At 63.3% G+C, this 21,243-nt stretch carries 19 protein-coding genes; 6 read left to right on the top strand and 13 right to left on the bottom strand.

All coding sequences use genetic code 11. From position 1 onward, the window contains the following. Positions 1 to 46 precede the first annotated feature (46 nt). The 10 genes from B5527_RS12810 to B5527_RS45280 form a co-directional block, all read right to left on the bottom strand. Positions 47 to 1,639 carry a Do family serine endopeptidase gene (locus tag B5527_RS12810; RefSeq protein WP_079601619.1) on the bottom strand — a complete coding sequence of 531 codons (1,593 nt, stop codon included), beginning with the start codon at positions 1,637 to 1,639 and terminating at the stop codon, positions 47 to 49. 166 nt (positions 1,640 to 1,805) lie between these two features. After that, on the bottom strand, positions 1,806 to 2,270 hold the full coding sequence (locus tag B5527_RS12805) for a cytochrome c-type biogenesis protein (RefSeq protein ID WP_154072859.1): 465 nt from the start codon (positions 2,268 to 2,270) through the stop codon (positions 1,806 to 1,808). 40 nt (positions 2,271 to 2,310) lie between these two features. Continuing rightward, positions 2,311 to 4,293: a heme lyase CcmF/NrfE family subunit gene (locus tag B5527_RS12800; protein ID WP_079601617.1), complete on the bottom strand. Its 1,983-nt coding sequence runs from the start codon at positions 4,291 to 4,293 to the stop codon at positions 2,311 to 2,313. Next, the gene (gene ccmE, locus B5527_RS12795; RefSeq protein ID WP_079601616.1) at positions 4,290 to 4,781 is read right to left on the bottom strand and encodes a cytochrome c maturation protein CcmE; all 492 of its coding nucleotides are present in this window, start codon (positions 4,779 to 4,781) and stop codon (positions 4,290 to 4,292) included. The genes B5527_RS12800 and ccmE overlap by 4 nt, the downstream gene beginning before the upstream one ends. A 46-nt stretch (positions 4,782 to 4,827) precedes the next feature. After that, the gene (ccmI, locus tag B5527_RS12790; protein WP_079607247.1) at positions 4,828 to 5,931 is read right to left on the bottom strand and encodes a c-type cytochrome biogenesis protein CcmI; all 1,104 of its coding nucleotides are present in this window, start codon (positions 5,929 to 5,931) and stop codon (positions 4,828 to 4,830) included. Between the two features lie 137 nt (positions 5,932 to 6,068). Then, positions 6,069 to 6,338: a hypothetical protein gene (locus B5527_RS12785; RefSeq protein ID WP_079601615.1), complete on the bottom strand. Its 270-nt coding sequence runs from the start codon at positions 6,336 to 6,338 to the stop codon at positions 6,069 to 6,071. A 70-nt stretch (positions 6,339 to 6,408) separates the two neighbouring features. Beyond that, positions 6,409 to 7,809, bottom strand: coding sequence for a hypothetical protein (locus B5527_RS12780; protein ID WP_079607246.1), 1,401 nt, complete (start codon positions 7,807 to 7,809; stop codon positions 6,409 to 6,411). A 152-nt stretch (positions 7,810 to 7,961) separates the two neighbouring features. Next, on the bottom strand, positions 7,962 to 9,338 hold the full coding sequence (locus B5527_RS12775; RefSeq protein ID WP_079601614.1) for a sensor histidine kinase: 1,377 nt from the start codon (positions 9,336 to 9,338) through the stop codon (positions 7,962 to 7,964). A gap of 139 nt (positions 9,339 to 9,477) precedes the next feature. Beyond that, a complete protein-coding gene (locus B5527_RS12770) occupies positions 9,478 to 10,149 on the bottom strand; it encodes a response regulator transcription factor (protein WP_079607245.1) in 672 nt (223 codons plus the stop codon). Positions 10,150 to 10,456: 307 nt separating this feature from the next. Next, positions 10,457 to 10,609 (bottom strand): hypothetical protein, encoded by a 153-nt coding sequence (locus tag B5527_RS45280; RefSeq protein ID WP_172842548.1) that lies wholly within the window; start codon positions 10,607 to 10,609, stop codon positions 10,457 to 10,459. 246 nt (positions 10,610 to 10,855) lie between these two features. Here B5527_RS45280 and B5527_RS12765 point away from each other — a divergent pair, with 246 nt between their 5' ends. Then, on the top strand, positions 10,856 to 11,815 hold the full coding sequence (locus B5527_RS12765) for a Ku protein (RefSeq protein WP_079601613.1): 960 nt from the start codon (positions 10,856 to 10,858) through the stop codon (positions 11,813 to 11,815). An 81-nt stretch (positions 11,816 to 11,896) separates the two neighbouring features. Further along, the gene (locus B5527_RS12760) at positions 11,897 to 12,133 is read left to right on the top strand and encodes a hypothetical protein (RefSeq protein ID WP_079601612.1); all 237 of its coding nucleotides are present in this window, start codon (positions 11,897 to 11,899) and stop codon (positions 12,131 to 12,133) included. Between the two features lie 36 nt (positions 12,134 to 12,169). Here the strand turns inward: B5527_RS12760 and B5527_RS12755 are convergent, their stop codons facing one another. Next, complete coding sequence (locus B5527_RS12755) at positions 12,170 to 12,334, bottom strand: Flp family type IVb pilin (protein ID WP_079601611.1); 165 nt, start codon at positions 12,332 to 12,334, stop codon at positions 12,170 to 12,172. A gap of 566 nt (positions 12,335 to 12,900) precedes the next feature. Here B5527_RS12755 and B5527_RS12750 point away from each other — a divergent pair. The 3 genes from B5527_RS12750 (at position 12,901) to B5527_RS12740 (ending at position 18,688) form a co-directional block, all read left to right on the top strand. Continuing rightward, positions 12,901 to 14,535 (top strand): thiamine pyrophosphate-requiring protein, encoded by a 1,635-nt coding sequence (locus tag B5527_RS12750; RefSeq protein ID WP_079601610.1) that lies wholly within the window; start codon positions 12,901 to 12,903, stop codon positions 14,533 to 14,535. A gap of 175 nt (positions 14,536 to 14,710) precedes the next feature. After that, complete coding sequence (locus tag B5527_RS12745; protein ID WP_154072189.1) at positions 14,711 to 18,289, top strand: GAF domain-containing protein; 3,579 nt, start codon at positions 14,711 to 14,713, stop codon at positions 18,287 to 18,289. A 9-nt stretch (positions 18,290 to 18,298) separates the two neighbouring features. Beyond that, positions 18,299 to 18,688, top strand: coding sequence for a response regulator (locus tag B5527_RS12740; RefSeq protein ID WP_079601609.1), 390 nt, complete (start codon positions 18,299 to 18,301; stop codon positions 18,686 to 18,688). 9 nt (positions 18,689 to 18,697) lie between these two features. Here the strand turns inward: B5527_RS12740 and B5527_RS12735 are convergent, their stop codons facing one another. After that, positions 18,698 to 18,919 (bottom strand): hypothetical protein, encoded by a 222-nt coding sequence (locus tag B5527_RS12735; protein ID WP_079601608.1) that lies wholly within the window; start codon positions 18,917 to 18,919, stop codon positions 18,698 to 18,700. Between the two features lie 161 nt (positions 18,920 to 19,080). Between B5527_RS12735 and B5527_RS12730 the strand changes: the two genes are divergently transcribed. Further along, positions 19,081 to 19,587, top strand: coding sequence for a hypothetical protein (locus B5527_RS12730; RefSeq protein ID WP_154072188.1), 507 nt, complete (start codon positions 19,081 to 19,083; stop codon positions 19,585 to 19,587). A gap of 43 nt (positions 19,588 to 19,630) precedes the next feature. Here B5527_RS12730 and B5527_RS12725 read toward each other — a convergent pair whose 3' ends face one another. Continuing rightward, positions 19,631 to 21,211, bottom strand: a complete 1,581-nt coding sequence (locus B5527_RS12725; protein WP_079601606.1) for an MDR family MFS transporter — start codon at positions 21,209 to 21,211, stop codon at positions 19,631 to 19,633. Positions 21,212 to 21,243: the final 32 nt, after the last annotated feature.

Genomic DNA, 21,243 nt, shown 5'->3' with positions numbered 1-21,243 from the left:
GGCGACTAATGCCGGCGACACCCTCCATCTCGTAAGGGCTCGATGCTTAGCCTTTCGCCAGGGGCACCGCGACGAACCGCGACGACCCACCGCTCTTGACCCGCATCAGAACGCTATTCTTGTTGTCGGTACGCGCAGCGTTGATCGCTTCGCGCACGTCTCCGGCATTGGCGACGCTCTTTCCCGCGACTTCGAGAATGACGTCGCCTTCCTTGAAGCCGCGATCTGCCGCCGCACTGTTCGGATCGACCTCGGTCACGACGACACCGTCCTTGCCGGCGCCGGCAACGCTGTTGGCGGGCGCGAGCGTCAGACCGAGCTTCGGCACATCGGTACCGCGGCTCGCGCTGCCTTTGCCGCCGTTGTCATCGGTGTCGGCCTTGGCCTCCACCGAGTTCGGCAGCTGGCCGAGCGTGAGGTTGACGACCTTGTCCTGACCCTTGTGCAGCACGTCGAGCTTGACCGAACTGCCCGGCGCTAGACCGCCGATGGTGCGGGCGAGTTCGCGGGCATCCTTGACCGTCTCGCCGTTGACCGCGGTGATCACGTCGCCGGATTCGATGCCGGCCTTGGCCGCCGGGCCGTTGGCCTGGGGTTCCGCAACCAGTGCGCCTTCGGCCTTCTTGAGGCCGAGGCTGTCGGCGATGTCAGCCGTAACCGGCTGAATCTGGACCCCGATCCAGCCGCGGCTGACCGATCCCTTGTCCTTCAGTTGGGCAATCACGGTCTTCACGGTGGAGGCCGGGATCGAGAACGCGATGCCGACGCTGCCGCCGGACGGCGAATAAATCGCGGTGTTGACGCCCATCACTTCACCTTCGGTGTTGAAGGCGGGGCCACCGGAGTTGCCCTTGTTCACGGGCGCGTCAATCTGGATGAAATCGTCGTAGGGGCCGTTGCCGATGTCACGGCCGCGGGCCGAGACGATGCCGGCCGTGACGGTGCCACCGAGGCCGAACGGATTGCCGACCGCGAGCACCCAGTCACCGATCCGGGGTTTGCCGTCCGAAAGCTTGGCAAACGGGAAGTTGGAGCCGCCCTCGACCTTGATCAGTGCAAGATCGGTGCGCGCGTCGGTGCCGATCACCTTCGCCTTGTAGACCGTGCCGTCGTCGGTCGTGACTTCGACCTTGTCGGCGCCGTCGACCACGTGATTGTTGGTGACGGCGTAGCCGTCGGCGGAAATGAAGAAGCCGGAGCCCTGACCGGTCACCGCGCCATGTCCGTGGGGCAAGCCGCGCATGCCCGGGGGCAAGCCATCCGGCCCGCCAAAGCGGCGGAAGAAGCGCTCCATCGGCGAGCCCGGCTGGAACGGCGAGTCATCGTTGCTGCCGCTATCGTCCTTGGCGACCTTCTCGTTGATGTTGACCTTGACCGAAATCACCGATGGTTTCACGCGCTCGACGATGTCGGCGAAGCCCACGGGTTGCGCGACGTTGCGGACTTCATTGTTGACCTGCGCATGGGCGGGGCTGCTGAAGATGTTCGCCGGGCCAGCCGACGGGCTGAAGCCGTAGACAGCAACCCCCAGACCGGCCACGACCGAGGCCATCAGTGCAACTTTGCGCGCCGAAAACAGCGAACGGCGCGGCGCCTGGGATGACGGAAGTGACGAAAGATCGGTGGGACGTTCGGTCATTTAAAGGTCTCCAGGGACTGAATTTAACGGTGCCGGGGGCAAGCACCTGACAGACCCTGAAGATGGGGGCGCCCGCCTTACGGCGCGCTGGCGGCGGAATTAAACTTTTGTAATAAAGCCGTGAACCAATGCGGCAGTTTATCGCAGGGTGAAAACGATAATAGGGCTAGGCCGATTTATCCGGCACCGGTTCCGCAGCGATCAACTGTTTCAAACGCGCTTCTTCTTCCGCGCTGAGTTTCAGCAACGACTGATCTTCTTTTGAACCGCTTCCGGAGCGCCGCCGGCTGTGCACCCATAACGCCAATCCGCCGCCGGCCAGTGCCAATGGCGGCAGCAACCACAGCAACAGGGTATGCGGTTCGAGGCGGGGCTTCAGCAGCACGAATTCGCCATAGCGCGCCACCAGGAAATCGATCACCTGGGCGTCGCTGTCGCCGGCCGCTATCCGCTCGCGTACCAGCAGCCGCAAATCACGCGCCAGCGGCGCTTCGGAATCGTCGATCGACTGGTTCTGGCACACCATGCAGCGAAGCTCGCGCGATAAATCCCGCGCCCGCGCTTCCTTTGCCGGATCGGACATGATCTCGTCGGGCTGCACGGCGTAAGCGGCCGGCGCTCCCACGATCATGGCCAAGGCAAACACGCAACCGATAATTCGCTTCAATTGATCACTCCGCCGCCTGCAAGCCGCGCGGCACCCTGGCGGCCTTCGGCGCGCCGACCCGCAGCCGCCGATCCGACAGCGACAGCATGCCGCCCAATGCCATCAGCACCGGGCCGAACCAGATCAGCAATACCATCGGCTTGTGGTAGATTCGCACCGCTATCGCACCGTCGGCGGCGGTATCGCCAAGCGAAATATAGAGCTGACTTGCGCCGCGCGTCAGCAGCGCGGCTTCGGTTGTCGTCGATCCCCGCGTGGTAAAATTGCGCTTCGAAGGTGTCATGGTGCTGAGCCGTTTGCCATCCAGACTCACCGTGAATTGCGCCGCCATCTCGCGAAAATTCGGTCCCTGCCGATGCGTCACGCCGTCAAGCTTCAATGCGTAGCCGGCGATCTTTGCGACGTCATCGGGCCTCATCGATCCGATGTACTCGCTGTTCCATGTGGTTTCGCAGACGATCCCTATCAATGCCACGCCGACGCCGGCGTGCGCGAACACCGTTCCCCAGGTCGAGCGCCGCAGCCCGCGTGCGCGCTGCATCGCAGTAGCGAACGGCGTACGGAACAGGCCGGTTCGCTCGGCAAGATCGCTCAAGGCCCCTGCGATGACGAATACGGCGAGCCCGATGGCGAGCGGCGCCAGGGCGCTGCCGCCGCGCGTCCACGCCCACAGCACCGCAACCGCGATCAACGCAGCGACACCGGCGGCGGTCAGGCGTTGCGCGGCCGCCAGAAGATCGCCGCGCTTCCACGCCAGCAATGGCCCGAACGGCACCGCGATCATCAGCGGAACGAACAGCGGCGCGAAGGTGAGATTGAAAAATGGCGCGCCGACCGAAATCTTGTCGCCGGTCACGACTTCCAGCGCCAGCGGATACAGCGTTCCGATGAACACCGTCGCACAGGCGGTAGTGAGGAACAGGTTGTTGAGCACCAGCGCGCCTTCACGCGAGATCGGCGCGAACAGGCCGCCCTGCTTCAGCGCCGAGGCCCGCCAGGCGTAGAGCGACAGACTGCCGCCGATGAAGATGCAGAGGATCAGCAGGATGAAGACGCCGCGGGTGGGATCGGTCGCGAACGCATGTACCGAGGTGAGCACGCCGGAACGCACCAGGAAGGTGCCGAGCAGCGACAGCGAGAACGCCAGGATCGAAAGCAGGATGGTCCAGACCTTGAGCGCATTGCGCTTTTCCATCACCACAAGGGAATGCAGCAGCGCGGTACCGGCCAGCCACGGCATCAACGAGGCATTCTCGACCGGGTCCCAGAACCACCAGCCGCCCCAGCCGAGTTCGTAATAGGCCCAGTACGAGCCCATCGCGATGCCGAGGGTGAGGAATATCCACGCCACCAGCGTCCACGGCCGCACCCAGCGCGCCCATGCCGCGTCGATCCGGCCCTCGATCAGGGCGGCGACGGCAAAGGAGAACGAAATCGAGAATCCGACATAGCCGAGATAAAGCATCGGCGGATGCACCGCGAGCCCGATGTCCTGCAGTACCGGATTGAGGTCGCGGCCCTCGATCGGCGGATTGGCGATGCGCAGGAAAGGGTTCGAGGTGATCAGGATGAAAAGGTAGAACGCGCTGGCGATCCAGGCCTGCACCGCCAGCACGTGGGCGCGCAGCGACAGCGGCAGATTGTTGCCAAAGGCCGCAACGAGGCCGCCGAACAGCGCCAGGATCAACACCCACAACAGCATCGAGCCTTCATGATTGCCCCATACGCCCGTGATCTTGTAGATCATCGGTTTGAGCGAATGCGAATTCTCGAACACGTTGACGACGGAAAAATCCGACGTGACGTGCAAGGTGACGAGCGCCGCGAACGACGCCGCCACGAACAGCAACTGCGCCAGCGCGGTCGAGAGCGCGACATTCATCAAAGCGGGGTCGCGCCAGCGCGCGCCGAGGACCGGTATTGTCGACTGGATCAGGGCGAGTGCCAGTGCGAGCACCAGCGCGTAATGTCCGGCTTCCGCGATCATCGTGACGCTCCCTGGGTGCCCACGGGTTTCGCGTTATAATCCGGTTTCGAGCCGTAATCGTCTTTCCAGTGCCCCTGTTTCTTCAGCGCGTCCGCGACATCCTTGGGCATGTAGGTCTCGTCGTGCTTGGCGAGCACGGTGTCGGCCTTGAACACGCCGGACGCGTCGAGCGCGCCTTCTGCGACCACGCCCTGCCCTTCGCGAAACAGATCCGGAAGAATCCCCGTATAGGTGACGGGCAACGTCGCGCTGCCGTCGGAGACCTTGAAATTCACGGCGAGATGGTCGCCTCGCACCAGCGAGCCCTTTTCGACAAGGCCTCCGAGCCGAAAACGTTTACCGGGTGGAATATGCTTCTCGGCCACCATAACCGGGGTCGAAAAAAACACGATCGAATCGCGCAACGCGTTCAATACGAGCGCCGCCGCGATCGCAAGAATCGCAAGCGAGCCGCCGATCATCGTCAATCGCCGCTGCTTGCGCGTCATGCGTGCCCTTTATTCGAAACCCGCTTAACCCTTTTTGGCATCATGCTCATCCATCGAGCCCGAGATTTTTCAGGCCCTCATTGAGTTGTCGCAGCCGCTCGGCGTCGTTGGCAACGGCCTGACGGGCGTCGGCGAGCGCGCTCTTCGCCTTGTCGCGATCGCCCATTACCATATAGGCCCGCACCAGTCGCAACCATCCCTCGACATCGTCACCGTTTTGCTTCAATCGGGCAGCGAGACGGTCCACCATGCGGTGGATCATCGCGCCGCGATCGGCCTCATTCATGTCTTTCGCCGCGGCCATCGCGTCATCCGACAGCGCCGGAGCGGTGGAACCACCGACCCGCGCCAACGCGGCCTGAACCAGCGGACGCCACGGCGCATCGGCTGGCGCCTTTGCGAGCATCGTACGCCAGATCGACGCCGCTTCCGCGGCACGGCCGTCCTGCTCGGCGGCAAGGCCGAGGAAATAGCGCGCCTTGACCTCATCCGCGTCCTGCGCGACGGCGCGCTCGAATTCAGCCTTGGCCTCTGCTGTGATGACGCCACCGGCCGCGGCCGCAATGGCTTCGCCCAGATCGGCCCGGCGCTCGGCGCTGTCGCCGTTATAGGTAATCGCATTGTGATAGGCCAGGACGGCTTCATCAAAGCGGCCCAGTCTCGCCAGTACCGGGGCAAGCACGTTCCAGCCACGGCCATCGGTTGGATTTTTCTCCAGGTGCGCCTGAACCTGCGCCACCAGACTATCGAGTGGCTGGCTGACGTCGGGGGCGCGGCTGCGTTGTGCCAACGGAAAATCGCCGAGCTGCGGCGAGCCGAGCGGGAGGTAAAAAGCAGCTGCCACGACCGGAAGTCCGACCAGCGCTATGACCGCCGCCCAACGCCGCAACCTGATGTTCGATATGGTGGGCGGATCGCGTTGACTGTCCGCCGCGGCCAGCAGACGGCGGCTGATCTCGACGCGCGCGGCCTCCGCATCGGAACGGCCGATCAGCCCCGCGGCAAGGTCACGATCGATCTCGGAAAGTTGATCCCGGTAGACCACCGCTTCGCTGGCGTCGTTTTGCGATCTTGCGCCACGGCCGAGCGGCCAGAGCACGGCAAAGATCGCCGCGACCGTCATCAGCGCGAACACAAACCACAACGTCATCGAGCAGGTCCAGACCGGACGGCACCCAGGCGGGGCGCCGATGCGCCGCTTTACACCACCGGCGGCAAGCCCCGCAATTGACATTTCCGAAGTTGCCCGTGGAGCGAAAGGCCTGTAAATCCGGAGAAAGTCGGGTGTCAGCTGACGTGAAACTCGACACTTTGCGCGGCATAGTCGCCGTGCCCGTTGAGCGCTTTAAGGAAATAGGTCCCGGGTTTGACGGAGTCAGGAAGCCTGATCCTCAGCGAGCCGCTGGGAACCGGAGACGCAATCGTGATGACCGGATCGGACAGCTGTTCCCCGCTGGTCTTGTCGACGAGTACCACCTTCGCCTTGACCATCAGGTTTCGATAGGTCGCCGAGATGACGCGATTCTCAAGTTCGATAAAGTTGATGATTGCATTCATACCCAAATAGGTACGTTCCCGCGCCGATGGCGTCAACTAAAAATTACAATCGGAGCTTGTGCCGGATCCTTTAGCTGGCGCGGGATGGCTTGCGCTCGCCGGTCACGGCATTTTCAGCCGCCCGGTTCATCAGCGACGCATAATCGTGGCCGAACAATACGTCACAGAAACGGATTGCCGCCGCGACCTGCATCTGCCGGTAGGTGCGGGTCCTGGTATCGCCCGCGCGCAGCGATTGTACCAGCGCCTCGGTGGAGTGCTCGACATATTGTTGCAGGTCCGAATATGTCCGCAGCGTGACCTCGTTGATCGCAAGTTCGCTGGCATAGGTTCGGCATACCGCGACGAAATCGATCAATGCGATGGTTTCATCGACTTCACTGCTGTCGACCTTGGCGCCGGCGGGAATATCCTTGTCGGCACGCTGGCGCAGGATCCGCCGGACACGGCCGGGCACGCTGTCGATTTCCGATTGCAAAGTGTTGGAAATATCGGCCCGGATCGATGCCAGTTGCCTGCCCCACGCGGAATCGTTGCGCAGATCGAGTTCGGTCCGCAAGCCCCGCACGCCGTCATGGAGGGTCTTGAGTTGCTCGGCAACGTTCTGGAAATGGCCGCGCTTGATGTCCGACCGCAGGCTGGCCGCAAGGCAGGACAGATCGTGCAGCGCAATGGTGACGGCGACGCCGTAGGGCGTGGCGGCGACACGGAGTTCGTCGTCGGACGCAGCCATCTTGATGGCGAGGCGGATGATTTGCCAAGGCGCGGACAGCCGCTGCATCACCAGCGACAGCGCGAACGGCAGCAGTTGCGGCGTCTGCAGGGAAGGTATGCCGAGTGAGACGCTGACCGATCCGATTTGCGCATCCGCAAACACCCGCAGGTAGCTTGGCAGCCGGCCAGCGAAGGTATCCAGCGCCTCGCGAGCCTGCAAAACCGATCCGATCGGCAGCAGATCCTCCACCACATGCGGTGGGCCGACGCGGGCCATCGCGCGCTGCTTTTCGCCGCCGAACACCGGCGTGGCGATCCTGCAAATCGCATCCGCCGCCACAAGCTGGAACTTGCGGACCACCTCTTCGAGAGCGGAGGTCGTTCCCTCTGCCCGCAGCCCGGCCAGCGCGGCTTCGAATTCGCGTGCCTGGTCCGGCGCGCCGTCGCGGAGCAGCCATTGCCACACCGACGGCAGCGAGGCGCGGCGGATCTGGCCCGGCCGTACCGCAAGATTGGCTTCAATGAGAAACGGCTCTAGCGGACGAAACAGCAGCCGCGCCGGATCGTCGGTTCGCGGCCGGGCTTCCTCATCCGTGCTGCGCACGACCTTGCGCAATTGTTCGAGCACGAAGGTGGCGACCGTGGTGTCCTCGCCGCGTTCGATCGCGCGCTCGAACTCCCGCATCAGCAGCGCCTGCGACTGCGGCGGAAGCTGCCCGAGATAATCTCTCAGCCGCTCGGTCGATGTCTGGCTCATGCGTCCGGTATGCACGTTGGTTTGGCGCGGACGGCAAAACCCGTCCATTGGTCATCATAAAGGGACCGGCGTTAAGAAGCCGTTTAGGAATAACGGAACTGGGGGGTGGACGGTTCCAGTTTCCCGGCCGGGTGCCGGGGGCGACCGGAGGGTCACATCCCCGGCAGCAGCAGTTCCGCCCGCAAGCCCCCGATCGGCGCGTTGCCGAGCGAAAGGCTGCCGCCGTAGAGCGCCGCGAGATCGACCACGATCGACAAACCCAGGCCGGAACCCGGCTTGGACTCGTCCAGCCGCTGGCCGCGGCGCGCGGCCCGCGCGCGCTCGGCCGCCGACAGCCCGCGCCCGTCGTCGTCGACGATGACCCGCAACATGGGGCTGGCGCCGGGTGCCATCGGCCGTTCCACCCTCACCTCGATGAGGACCTGCGACGCCGCCCATTTGCAGGCGTTGTCGACGAGGTTGCCGGCCATCTCCTCGAGGTCCTGCCGCTCGCCGCGAAACTTCGCCTGTGCATCGGCCTTGACCTCGATGGCGATGCCGCGGTCGCGATGGATCTTCTCCATGGTGCGGCGCAGCGCCTCGATCGCCGGCGCCACCTCGGTGACCGTACCGATGATGGTGAGACGCGCGGCGATCCGCGCTCGCTCCAGATGATGCGCGACCTGGTCACGCATCACGTCGGCCTGCTCGAGAACTTTTTTCGCGAACGGATTGGCGGCGTGCGCGGCCGCCTCGTTGACGATGACCGACAGCGGCGTCTTGATGGCGTGCGCGAGATTGCCGACATGGGTCCGGGCGCGCTCGACGATTTCGCGGTTGGCGTCGAGCAGCGCGTTGGTCTCGCGCGCCAGCGGCGCGATTTCGACCGGAAATTCGCCCTCCAGCCGTTCGGCGCGGCCGGAGCGGATATCGGCGATCGAATCCGAAATGCGCTTCAGCGGCGCGAGGCCGAAGCGGACCTGGAAGATCGTGGTCAGCACCAGCACGATCGACAGCGCGGCAAAGGTGCCGCCGAGATAATAGTCGAAGCTGCGCGTCTCGTCGAAAATCTCGGTGGCGTCGCCGGCCACGCTGACCAGATACTTGCCGTCGGCGCCAAGATCGATCGGGCGTTCCACCATCCGCAGATTCTGGCCCTCGGGACCATCGACATAGCCGAGACGAATGCCGGCCGCGGTCAAGTCGGCACCTTGCTCTTCGAGCTTCGGCAGCTTCTTGTCCCATAGCGAGCGCGACGCGCGCACATCGGGCTTGTCGGAGTCGGTCCGGGTGATCTGCCAGTACCAGCCGGACAGCGGCAATTCGAACAGGGGTTCGCCCAGTGACTGGAATTGATGGTCGGGCGGCTCGTCGGGGGTTGCGACTTCCGCGATCAGGGTGCGCAGATAGAGGTTGAGACGCCGATCGAAGGCACGCTCGGTAGCGTCGCGGTAGACCGACGACAGGATGATGCCGGTGATGAGCAGGATCACCACCACCCATGCGGTGGCAGAGAGGAACAGCCGGGTGGCGAGCGAACTGCCGCGCATCAGAGCGTGATCCCGAAAAGCATACCCTCGCGCGAAGACCCGATCGATAGATCCCGGTTTTCAGACAAGCCCATGTCCGAACAAAAGCGCAAGATCGGCGCCTGATCAACACTCATGATCAGGCACCAGCGAATGGCGATCAAACGCCTGGCGATGGCGGCGTCAGCAGATAGCCAAGCCCGCGCACGGTCTGGATGATGTCGACGTCCAGTTTCTTGCGGATACGGCCGACGAACACTTCAATGGTATTGGAGTCGCGGTCGAAATCCTGGTCGTAGAGATGCTCGACCAGTTCGGTGCGCGACACCACGCGCCCGGTATGGTGCATGAGGTAGGCCAGCAGCCTGTACTCGTGCGAGGTCATCTTGATCGGGTTGCCCGCCACGCTGACGCGCCCCGTGCGGGTATCCAGGGAGACCGGCCCGCAGGTCAGCTCAGATTGGGCGTGCCCGGTGGAACGGCGCAGAAGCGCGCGAATCCGGGCCAGGATTTCCTCGAGATGAAAGGGCTTTGCGACGTAATCGTCGGCGCCGGCATCGAAACCCTGCACCTTGTCGCTCCAGCGGTCGCGCGCGGTAAGGATCAGGACCGGCATCGCTCGCCCGTTGCGGCGCCACGACTCCAGCACCGAAATGCCATCCATCTTCGGCAGGCCGATATCGAGCACGACCGCGTCGTAGGGTTCACTGTCGCCGAGGAAGTGCCCTTCCTCGCCGTCGAACGCGCGGTCGACCACATAGCCGGCATCGCTCAACGCCGTCGTCAGCTGGCGGTTAAGATCCGGATCGTCTTCAACGACGAGCAGACGCACGCTGGTCTCCGCAAAATGTCCCGGCAAAATCGCCGCCAACCAAATGAGGCCCCGCGGCGTGAATGCCGAATGAACAGCAATCAATACGCATCATTACTTTTTCTTCACAACCGCCTTACCAATATTTGGGCGCTGCCCTGACCAGTGGCTCCCGTCAATAATCGAACGCTTAACACGCCGAATCGGATGCCCCAATAGGCCCTGCCGTGCGTCGGTGATCTGGATATCACATCGCCCTCAGCGCCCCGCTGAACTCAATGCGCCAGGGCGCGCGCCTGCCTGTGCGGCGGGGTGCCGCACCCGCATTTCAGGTGCGAAAGAACGCGAACCAGACGACGCCGAGGATCAGCACCGCGAGGCCGGTCGAGGCCGTGAGCAGGGCGAGCACGGACGGCCCGGGCTCGGCCTGGCGTGCTTCGGTCGGGGTTTCGATGATCTGATCATGCCGTCTGGCTGCCATGGTGCCCTCGATTCCTTCGATAGTCGCAAAGGGCCTGTCGATCCCTGCGGCATCACCTGTGCGTGCCAACGCATGATCCCGGATCAGGTTCCGGTGGGGCCGGCCCGCGCCGCGCCCCGCCCCAACTCGCAACCATACAGCCCTGCCGCGGTTAACGCCGTTGCGAGATTCCCTGCCCCATCCGCTTGTAACCGGGTTCCCCGGTGGTATCTTTGCCGGTCGCCTGTTGCGTTTTCGGAGTATCCCATGGCCCCCCGCGCCAACTGGAAAGGCTTTTTGCGCCTTTCGCTCGTGACCTGCCCGGTCGCGCTGTATCCGGCAACGTCGGATACCGAAAAGGTCAGCTTCAACCAGATCAACCGCAAGACCGGCCACCGCATCAAATATGCCAAGGTCGACGCCGACACCGGCGAGGAAGTCGCCGCCGAAGACATCATGAAGGGCTACAAGGTCGACACCGATACCTATATCGAGGTCTCGAAGGACGAGCTTGACGACATCGCGCTGGAGTCGACGCACACCATCGAGATCGACGAATTCGTGCCGAAGTCGGATATCGACAGCCGCTATTTGATCCGCCCCTATTACCTCGTGCCCGACGGCAAGGTCGGCCATGACGCCTTCGCGGTGATCCGCGAAACCATCCGCAGCATGAACAAGGTCGCGATCGGCCGCGTGGTGCTGACCAACCGCGAGCACATCGTCGCGCTGGAGCCGCTCGGCCAGGGCCTGATGGGAACGCTGCTGCGCTATCCCTACGAGGTGCGCAGCGAGCAGGAATATTTCGACGGCATCCAGGACGTGAAGGTCACCAAGGACATGCTGGATCTCGCCAAACACATCGTCGAGAAAAAATCCGGATCGTTCGAGCCGGAGCACTTCGAGGATCACTACGAATCCGCGCTGATCGATCTGATCAACAAAAAGCGCAGCGGCTTGCCCACCGCGGCGAAGGCTGCGCCGAAATCAGGCGGCAACGTCATCAATCTGATGGACGCGCTGAAGCGCAGCCTCGCCAGCGAGAAGCAGTCGGCGCCTCTCGCCAAGGCCAAGGGCAAGAAGCCTCGCAAGGCCGCTGCCGGCCAGCGCGAGATGCTGCTGCCGATCAGCGGCAAGGGCGCCGCCCCCGAAGCAGCAAAGGTGCGGGAGCCGAAGAAGGCGGAGAAACCGGTTCGCGCGACCGCCCGATCGAAGAAGGCCGGATAGTGCGCGAGCCATCGCGGGGACGCGCGATGAAACGGCGCACATGCGACGCCACGTCACGATCAGCGCAACGTCCGGCCTGAGATGCCATGGTCGACGCCGTTCGATGAGCCGATACGCTTGCGCGGCGGAGGCAGCCTCACCACTCTGCAGCACGCAGCCGACTACATCATGAAGCTGCCGGAAGACGAGCAGCACCAAACGCGCTGGCAGACTGCAGTCGAGAACCTGATCAATGCCGCCGAGAGCGGCGGCGGCTGGCTGATGTTTGCGCGGATCGGGGTGATGCGGGCGCTGAACGGGGATAAAGAGGGCCGGTAATTGGGGTCAGCAATGGCGCCTGCTGCCTAACTGCCGCTATTTCAGCGACGAATTCACCGAGGTGAATTTGGTGTTGAGCTGGGGCCCGATGCCCTGAACCGTTGCGATGATCGCGAACGCGATGCCGCAGGCGATCAGGCAATATTCGATCGCGGTGGCCCCGGCTTGATCGGTCAGGAATTTTGAAACCAGCTGCCGCACTCAAAACTCCTGTCGACGCCGCCCGGGATTCTCCCGCGACACTGCACGGGGCGCAATCTAAATCGGACTGGTTGCAGGCGCATTGAGGAACAGGCTGAACAACCGGTTAAGGCCCGGATCGATCTTTACGGGCTGCGTTGGCAACGGCGGCAATCGCTCCCCGCAGACGGCTAGATTTTTCTACCGCAGCGTATTCTTACGGAGCGGAAAATTTACCTTGGGTTTTGCACGGGCATCCCATGTTTGCCAGATTGGCGTCCTGTGGAACGAACCAGATGCCAGCGCAGAAGCGGGAATTGCGAAAAATTACATCGGCATTGTCAGCGACAAGACCGAAGAACGGCGCGCCGTTGAGTCGCTCGCGAAATCCGATCGCCTGCTGAAGGATTACCTTCGTGGACCGATGCGGCGCCCGGCGTGGGCTCTGCGTGCGTGGAGGGTTGCTGATACAAGATACCAGAGCTTCCCAACCAAGGCAGCAGGCACGCTTTACCGATCGACGGATTCCTGTTCCAACTATCCGCAAAGGCCGAGCCCGACATCGGCCAGTCCTGGGAGGGAACGGCATGAAACTCGGCACGGCCGTTGCGGAAATCATGAAGCGCGAGGGGATCGAGATTCTCTGCGGCTATCCGGTCAATCACCTGATTGAACACGCCGCCGCCGCCGACATCCGCCCGATCATGGTACGGCAGGAGCGGATCGGGCTTCACATGGCGGATGCGATCTCGCGGGTCACCTCCGGACGCAGCATCGGCGCCTTCTGCATGCAGCACGGCCCTGGCGCGGAAAACGCCATGGGTGGCGTGGCGCAGTGTTTCGGCGAATCCGTCCCCGTGCTGGTGCTGCCGATGGGCTATGCGCGCCGGCTTGCGAATATCGAGCCCAACTTCAATTCCAGCCAGGCGATGAAAGCGTTTGCGAAATCGGCCGAGCCGATCAACCTCGCCGCCGAGGTCGGCAACATCTTCCGCCGCGCCTTCACGAAACTGAAGAACGGCCGCGGCGGGCCGGTGATCGTGGAAATCCCGGCGGACATGTGGAACGAGGAAGTCCCGGAGCCACTGAACTATACGCCGGTGCTGCGCACCCGCTACGGCGCCGACCCCATCCATGTGAAGGAAGCGGCGGCGCTGTTGATGTCAGCCAAGCGGCCGGTGATTTATGCCGGCCAGGGCGTGCATTACGCGCAGGCCTGGCCGCAGCTGCGGCGGCTGGCTGAGCGGCTCGCCATCCCCGTCACCACCAGCCTCGGCGGCAAATCGGCGTTTCCTGAGACGCACCCGCTGTCGCTCGGCTCGGGCGGTCTCGCCGTGCCGCGCGCGGTGCCGAAATTCCTCGGCGAGGCCGACGTGATTTTCGGCATCGGCTGCTCGTTCACGGAAACCTCGTTCGGCATCGCCATGCCCAAGGGCAAGACCATCATCCATTCGACGCTGGACCCCGCGCATCTCAACAAGGACGTCGAAGCCAGGATCGGGCTGGTCGGCGATGCCGGGCTGGTGCTCGATGCCCTCCTGGAAGAGATCGAAAAGAGCGTCACATCGGACCGCGATGCGACGGCCGTCGCGGCTGAAATTGCCGCGTCGCATCGGGAATGGCTGGCAAAATGGCTGCCGAAGCTGACCAGCAATGACGCGCCATTGAGCCCCTATCGCGTGCTCTGGGACCTGCAGCACACCGTCGATATCAAGAACACCATCATCACCCATGACGCCGGCAGCCCGCGCGATCAGCTGTCGCCATTCTGGAAGCCGGTCGAGCCGCTGTCCTATATCGGCTGGGGCAAGACCACCCAACTCGGTTACGGACTGGGGCTCGCGATGGGCGCCAAGCTCGCAAAACCTGAAAAACTCTGCATCAACGTCTGGGGCGACGCCGCGATTGGCTTTACCGGGATGGATTTCGAAACCGCGGTGCGCGAGCGCATCCCGATCATGTCGATCCTGCTGAACAACTTCAGCATGGCGATCGAGCTGAAGGTGATGCCGGTTTCGACCGAGAAATACCGCTCGACCGATATCTCCGGCGACTATGCCGCGATGGCGCGCGCCTTCGGCGGCTATGGCGAGCGGGTGACGAAACCGGAAGACATCATCCCTGCGATCCGGCGCGGCATTCAGAAAACCAAAGAAGGCATCCCGGTGCTGCTGGAATTCATCACGTCAAAGGAAACGGAGGTTTCCCGGCCCGGCACCTGAGTTCGCCCGCGTTTTCAGCGTAACCGCGACAAAAGATGGCGCTGGCCGAGATGTGCCTGGGTGGGATAATGAGACAGTGTTCTATCGGAGTTGCCGGCCGCTCGATCAATTGCGCGCCGGACAGATCGTTTTAATTGGGTGGGCTGCCAGGCGCTGCCGAATGGATTTTATTTGAATGACCGCGCTTCCCCCGGACGTGGTGGCCAATCTCGAGCGGGAGAATGCCCGGCTGCAGGCTGAGCTGCGCGCCGCGCGGGATCGCCAAGCCGCCAGCGCCGAGATCCTGGGCGCGATCGCCAACACCTCGGGCGATGCCGAGCGATCGTTGCAGCAGATCGCGGAGACGACCGCGCGTCTGTTCGGCGCCTCTAGCGTCACGGTTATGATCGCCGAAGGCGACCAATGGGGAAAGACGATCCGGGTCGGTGACGGCTCGAAACGCATCGGCTCGAACTTATCGGCAGAGCAACTGCGGATTGGCGGCCCTAACCTGCCGGGCACGGTCGTGCATGAAAACCGGCAGATTCATATTCCCGATCTCGACAATGTCGATCCAACGATGGCCCGCTGGCCCGGCCCGCCGCTCGCGCGCGCCGCGGGTGCCCACGTCGTTTCCGGCACGCCGCTGCGGCGCGAGGGTCGCGCGATAGGCGCTCTCATCGTTTTTCGCGGCCGGCCCCTGCCCTTCACCGCTGAAGAACTCGCGCTCCAGCAAAGCTTCGCCGACCAGGCCGTCATCGCCATCGAGAACGCGCGGCTGTTCAACGAGACCCAGGAGTCGCTGGCCCGGCAGACCGCGACATCCGAGATTCTGCGCGTCGTCAGTCAATCGCCGACCGACGTGCAGCCGGTATTCGACGCCATCGTGCTCACCGCCACGCGGCTGTTCCGCCGCGACATGGCGTTCATCCTGGGTTGCGACGCCACCACCTACTGGGCTGTAGCCACGGCGGGGCGGGAAGGACTTCTTACTGTCCCCCATCTTGCGCCTGTGGCGATCGATACCGACGCCAATTTCCCATCGCGCGTCATCGTCACCGGGAAGAACCTGCATTTGCCGGACTGGTCGGCGGTCGAACTGCCCGAATATGAGCGCATGGTCCACGAGACGTTGGGCATCAACTCGGCGCTCTACCTGCCGCTGCTGCGCGAGGGGAAATGCGTTGGCCTGCTGGGGATTGCCGGAAAGCGGGCTGGAATTTTCCGCGAAAGCGAAATCGCGCTGGCCGAATCCTTCCGCGACCAGGCCCTGATCGCAATCGAGAATACCCGGCTGTTCAACGAAACCAAGGAGACGCTGGAGCGGCAGACCGCGACCGCCGAAATCCTGAAGGTCATCGCCAGTTCGCCCAATGACGTGCAGCCGGTGTTCGACGTGATCGTCGAGCGCGCAGTGCGGTTGTGCGGTGGACGCATGGGGCGCGTCTATCGCTACGACGAAGGCATTATTCACCTGGTCGCCGGGCACGGATTGAGCGTGCCGGGTCTCAGCACGGTGCAGCGGGTGTTTCCAAGGCCCGCGGCTGACGACACCACGGCGGGACGCGCGATCCAGTCGCGTCGGCCTTACTTTGTCACCGACATAGAAAACGATGAGTCGGTGCCGGCGCTGTCGCGGCAGATGATCGAAGCGCTGGGCACGCGCAGCCAGGTCACGGTGCCGATGTTGCGCACCGGGGAACCGATTGGGGCGATCACGGTGGGCTGGGCTGAGCCCGGCGCCTACGGAGACCAACAGGTCGCCCTGCTCCAGACCTTCGCCGACCAGGCCGTCATCGCGATCGAAAACGTGCGACTGTTCAACGAGACCAAAGAAGCGCTGGAGCGGCAGACGGCGACTGCCGACATCCTGAAAGTCATCGCCAGTTCGCCATCGGACGTCCAGCCGGTATTCGAGGCGATCGCGAGCAGCGCCAACCGGCTGCTCGGCGGCTTCTCGACTACGGTATATCGCTTCATCGATGGCACGCTGCACCTGATGGCGTTTACCCCGACCACTGCAGCCGCCGACGAAATCCTGAAGGCATCGTTCCCGGCGCCGGTCGCCAGCTTTCCGCTGCTTGAACTGGTTCACGGCGGCAAGGTAGCGCAGATCGCCGACACCGAAGCTTTACCGGATGCGCCGCTGAGGGATATCGCGCGAGCCCGCGGTTTTCGCAGCATGTTGTTCACGCCGCTGATGAGCGCGGGGGCGCCGATCGGCATGATCGGCGTCACGCGGCTGGAGCCCGGTTCGTTCGCGGCCCACCACGTCCAGCTGCTTCAAACCTTTGCCGACCAGGCCGTGATCGCCATCGAAAATGTGCGGCTGTTCGACGAGGTGCAGGCGCGCACCAATGACCTGCAGGAATCACTGGAGTACCAGACCGCGACCAGCGACGTGCTCCAGGTCATCAGCCGGTCGACGTTCGACCTGCAGCCGGTACTCGATACCCTGGTGGAGTCGGCCTACAAGCTCTGCGGCGCTAAAGTGGGCCTGCTCTATCTGCGGAGCGGCGAGGACTTTGAATGCAAGGCTATCGCCGGCGTGGGCGTCGCGGAGGCGAGCCTCATGTTCAAGGGGCGGCCGATACGCGCGGGCCGCGGCACCGCCGCGGAACGCGTCATCCTGACCGGGGAAGTACAGAGCGTCACCGATTTTTTCGATGATCCGGATTTCGATCCCAAGGTAAGAAAGATGATCCGAGACGCGGGCAACGCGGATTCGAGCATCGGCCAACTTCGTTCCACGCTGGCGGTTCCGATGGCGCGCGACGGCGCCGTCATCGGCGTGATCGCGATTGCGCGTTCGCAAACCGGTCCGTTCCCCCCGCGCCAGATGGAGCTGCTGCAGACCTTTGCAGACCAGGCCGTGATCGCCATCGAGAATGCCCGGCTGTTCGACGAGGTCCAGGCCCGCACCAGGGAACTCGCAGCTTCGCTCGACGAATTGCGCACCGCGCAGGATCGGCTGGTGCAGACCGAGAAGCTGGCTTCACTCGGCCAGCTCACAGCGGGCATTGCCCATGAGATCAAGAACCCGCTCAATTTCGTCAATAATTTCTCCGCGCTATCGGCGGAACTGACCGATGAACTCAATGACGTGCTCAAATCCGCCGCACTCGGCGACAAGACTCGAAATGACGTCGAAGAACTGACACAGATGCTGAAAGACAATCTCCAAAAAATTGTCCAGCACGGCAAGCGTGCCGACTCCATCGTCAAGAACATGCTGCTGCATTCGCGCGAGGGTTCCGGCGAGCACCGGCCGGCAGATATCAATGCGCTGCTGGACGAGAGTCTCAATCTCGCCTATCACGGCGCACGCGCCGAAAAGCCGCAGTTCAACGTCACCTTGCAGCGGGATTTCGACGACAAGGCGGGCACGATCGAATTATTTCCGCAGGAGATCACCCGCGTCTTCCTGAATTTGATCTCGAATGGATTTTATGCAGTAACCAAACGCAAGATGGAGAATGGCGGCACCGGCTTTGATCCCGTCCTTCGTGCAACCACGAAAAATCTCGGTGACACGGTGGAAATCCGGATACGCGACAACGGCACCGGCATCCCGGCGGAGGTGAAGGACAAGATGTTCAATCCGTTCTTTACGACCAAGCCGGCGGGTGAAGGGACCGGGCTCGGGCTTTCAATGAGCCATGACATCATCGTGAAACAACACGGTGGCACCATCGACGTCGAAACCGAGCCCGGCCGGTTCACCGAATTCAGGATCGTGTTGCCGCGAACAAGTCATATTTCAAAACAAAATTAGAGGTCTGACGTGAGCATTCTGGTTCTTGTGGTTGATGACGAGCCCGACGTTGAGGCGCTGTTCCGCCAGCAATTCCGGCGTGATCTGCGCGCGCAGCGTTTCGTGATGGACTTTGCGATTTCAGCGACGGATGCCTTGGTCCGCATCGCCAACACCATCGAACAGTCGCTGATCCTGATCCTCTCGGACATCAACATGCCCGGCATGACCGGCCTTGAAATGCTGCCGAAGGTCAAGGCAATGCGGCCTGAAGTCCCGGTGATCATGATCACCGCCTATGGCGACGCCGAAACCAAGCGCAAGGCGATTGAAAGCGGTGCCAGCGGATTATTGACCAAGCCGATCGACTTCACCCTGCTGCGCGAGGAAATCGACACCCGGCTGGAACAGGCCAGTTGAGGCGCGGCCTCACGGCTTGAAGAACGCGGGATCGTTGAGCGCCTTGATCATGGTGTCCACCATGTCGGCGGCGGCATGGTCCTCGCGCTCTTCCAACAGTTCCCACATCTTGCGCAAGTTCGCGCGCATCGGCGCCTTCAGCGAGGGATCGCGTTCGATCAGGGTCCGGGCGATGCAGAAGGCGATGCCTTCGGTGCCCATCCGGGCCTGCTCGATGGTGGGTTTGCTCATGGGGGCTCCTTGTCGATTTCAATGACGCGCTGGCGCCGCTGTTAGATCAAATCGCGGCGCGGGGATAGCCGGGGCGCATTCGCAGCCCGGTCGGGCCGCCTATTGATTACCGGTTTACCACTCGCTAGAATTCCCGCTGGGCGTGTGTGGCTGGGGGCAGCGTGGTGCGACATCGAGGAATTGTGATCGTCCTGGCGTTGATCGCGCCGGGGCTTGCAGCGTGCGCGACGCAGCAGGGGATGACCGTCGACAACAGCGCGGTTGTCAATGTCAGTCCGAAATACCGAAATGCGATCGCGGTCCGTTCGGTTACAGGTGGTCGGATGATGAACGCGATGACGGTGATGGGAGTCGAAAATGAGCCGCTCAAGGCAGCGCTTGAAAGCAGCCTTGCCGCCAGCGGCTATCTCGCCCGGTCCGGCACGCCAAAATTCTACGTCGATGCCGAGATCATGAACCTGGATGAGCCGCTGATCGGGTTGGATATGGATGTAACCGCCGACGTCACTTACAAGGTTTCCGGCGCCGGTGCGGCTGCGACCTATCCAATCAAGAGCACGGCCCGCGCCACGTACTCCGACTCACCGCTTGGCGCCGACCGCGTGCGGATCGCGAACGAGCGCGCGATGCAGGACAATATCAGGCAGTTTCTTCTGGCGCTGCGCTAGAGGTCGCGATGACGCCGGGTTGGGCGGCCGATGGCCGCCCGCCCTACTCCACCATCCCGACCGGCTTGGCCGGGCCGGCCAGCGGCCTCTCTTCCATCGCGATCATGCACAGCGCCGCGCAGGCAAGCAGTGCCGCGGCCGCGGCGAACACGTAGCGGAAGGCTGCGATCATGTCGGCGGCGGGAATCGAACTCACGGGGCCGCGATGCTCGCCGCCCAGCGAAATATCCGCGCCCAGCGCCATCAGCAGGATCGCGCTGAACGCCGCCACCATGAAGGAGGCCATCAACGCGCGGAAAAAGTTCATCACGCCGGTCACGGTGCCGACCTGGGCGCGCGCCACCGAATTCTGCAGCGCGACCACGCTGACCGGAAACACCGTGCCGAGGCCGAGCGCAAATACCGACAGCAGCAGCAACAGGCCCCACAGCGGCAGCGTCGTCAGCGCCAGCGCGCATCCCAGTAACGCCGAGCACGAAGTCCCGATGATGGCGACCCGCTTATAATGCTTGGAGCGCGCCATGGCCCGCCCCGCAATGGCGGAGCCGCCGGTTGAAATGGCGGCGAGCGGTATCAGCGCCAGTCCGGCCTCGCTGGCGCTGAGATGGTAGACCACCTCGTAATACAGCGGCAGATGGACGGTCAGCCCCAGCATGGCGCCGAACGTGCAGCCGCCGCCGGCCAGCGCGTAGGGCGCGATTGGTCCGCCCATCAGCGACAGCGGCAGGAACGGCTCTTTGGCGGTGCCGGCATGCCAGACAAACGCGAACGTCAATGCAACGGCCGCACCGATCATCGCCATGATGGTCGGGGATAGCCAGAGAAAGCGGTTACCGCCCCAGGTCAGCACCAGCATGATCACGACCGCGGATGCCATCAGCAACACACCGCCGAGCCAGTCGACCTTTCGCCTGCGATGGAATACCGGGATTTTGCCCATTTTCGGCAGCAGCAACGCCAGCGATATGAGCCCGAGCGGCACGTTGATCCAGAAAATCATCGACCAGTGCAGATGTTCGGCGAACACGCCGCCGAGGACCGGGCCGCCGACTCCGGCGGCCATCCATACGATGCTGAAATAAGACTGGTACTGGCCGCGCTCGCGCGGCGTCACAATGTCGGAAACCACGGTCTGCACGATCGGCATGATGCCGCCGCCGCCAAGCCCCTGCAGGCCCCGCGCCAATATCAAAACCGTCAGGTTCGGCGCCAGCGCGCACAATATGGACCCTGCGATGAACAAGCCGAGGGCGGCGATGATCATGCCGCGGCGGCCGTAGATGTCGGCGAGCGTACCGAACACCGGCGCGACCGCGGTCGATGCCAGCAGATAGGCGGTGATCACCCATGACAGATTGGAGACGTCCTGAAACTGGCGGCCGATGGTCGGCAGCGCGGTGGCGACGATGGTCTGGTCCAGCGCGGCCAGAAACATCGTGACCAACAGGCTCATCAGGATGGTGCGGACTTCGCTTGGGGTCAGCGGCGCCCGCGACGGCGCGATCGAAGGGGCCTCGCTGGGATCGAGGACCTCACCCGGCATTTGCGACAGCTCGCCGGCGATGGCTTCGGGCAACGCTTGATCGCCGGCCGGGTGATGGCTCTGCCGTTCGTACTTGTTCATGCCGAGATATATTTATTCAAGGCGCGACGAGA

The sequence above is a fragment of the Bradyrhizobium erythrophlei genome (genome assembly GCF_900129425.1).
GTDB lineage: Bacteria > Pseudomonadota > Alphaproteobacteria > Rhizobiales > Xanthobacteraceae > Bradyrhizobium > Bradyrhizobium erythrophlei_C.
This window is presented reverse-complemented; position numbering and strand designations above follow the sequence as displayed.

Excerpts from the sequence above, each read along its gene's own strand:
- B5527_RS12810 (WP_079601619.1), bottom strand. The coding sequence starts at position 1,639 with ATGACCGAACGTCCCACCGATCTTTCGTCACTTCCGTCATCCCAGGCG.
- B5527_RS12805 (WP_154072859.1), bottom strand. The coding sequence starts at position 2,270 with ATGATCGTGGGAGCGCCGGCCGCTTACGCCGTGCAGCCCGACGAGATC.
- B5527_RS12800 (WP_079601617.1), bottom strand. The coding sequence starts at position 4,293 with ATGATCGCGGAAGCCGGACATTACGCGCTGGTGCTCGCACTGGCACTC.
- ccmE (WP_079601616.1), bottom strand. The coding sequence starts at position 4,781 with ATGACGCGCAAGCAGCGGCGATTGACGATGATCGGCGGCTCGCTTGCG.
- ccmI (WP_079607247.1), bottom strand. The coding sequence starts at position 5,931 with ATGACGTTGTGGTTTGTGTTCGCGCTGATGACGGTCGCGGCGATCTTT.
- B5527_RS12785 (WP_079601615.1), bottom strand. The coding sequence starts at position 6,338 with ATGAATGCAATCATCAACTTTATCGAACTTGAGAATCGCGTCATCTCG.
- B5527_RS12780 (WP_079607246.1), bottom strand. The coding sequence starts at position 7,809 with ATGAGCCAGACATCGACCGAGCGGCTGAGAGATTATCTCGGGCAGCTT.
- B5527_RS12775 (WP_079601614.1), bottom strand. The coding sequence starts at position 9,338 with ATGCGCGGCAGTTCGCTCGCCACCCGGCTGTTCCTCTCTGCCACCGCA.
- B5527_RS45280 (WP_172842548.1), bottom strand. The coding sequence starts at position 10,609 with ATGGCAGCCAGACGGCATGATCAGATCATCGAAACCCCGACCGAAGCA.
- B5527_RS12765 (WP_079601613.1), top strand. The coding sequence starts at position 10,856 with ATGGCCCCCCGCGCCAACTGGAAAGGCTTTTTGCGCCTTTCGCTCGTG.
- B5527_RS12760 (WP_079601612.1), top strand. The coding sequence starts at position 11,897 with ATGCCATGGTCGACGCCGTTCGATGAGCCGATACGCTTGCGCGGCGGA.
- B5527_RS12750 (WP_079601610.1), top strand. The coding sequence starts at position 12,901 with ATGAAACTCGGCACGGCCGTTGCGGAAATCATGAAGCGCGAGGGGATC.
- B5527_RS12745 (WP_154072189.1), top strand. The coding sequence starts at position 14,711 with ATGACCGCGCTTCCCCCGGACGTGGTGGCCAATCTCGAGCGGGAGAAT.
- B5527_RS12735 (WP_079601608.1), bottom strand. The coding sequence starts at position 18,919 with ATGAGCAAACCCACCATCGAGCAGGCCCGGATGGGCACCGAAGGCATC.
- B5527_RS12725 (WP_079601606.1), bottom strand. The coding sequence starts at position 21,211 with ATGAACAAGTACGAACGGCAGAGCCATCACCCGGCCGGCGATCAAGCG.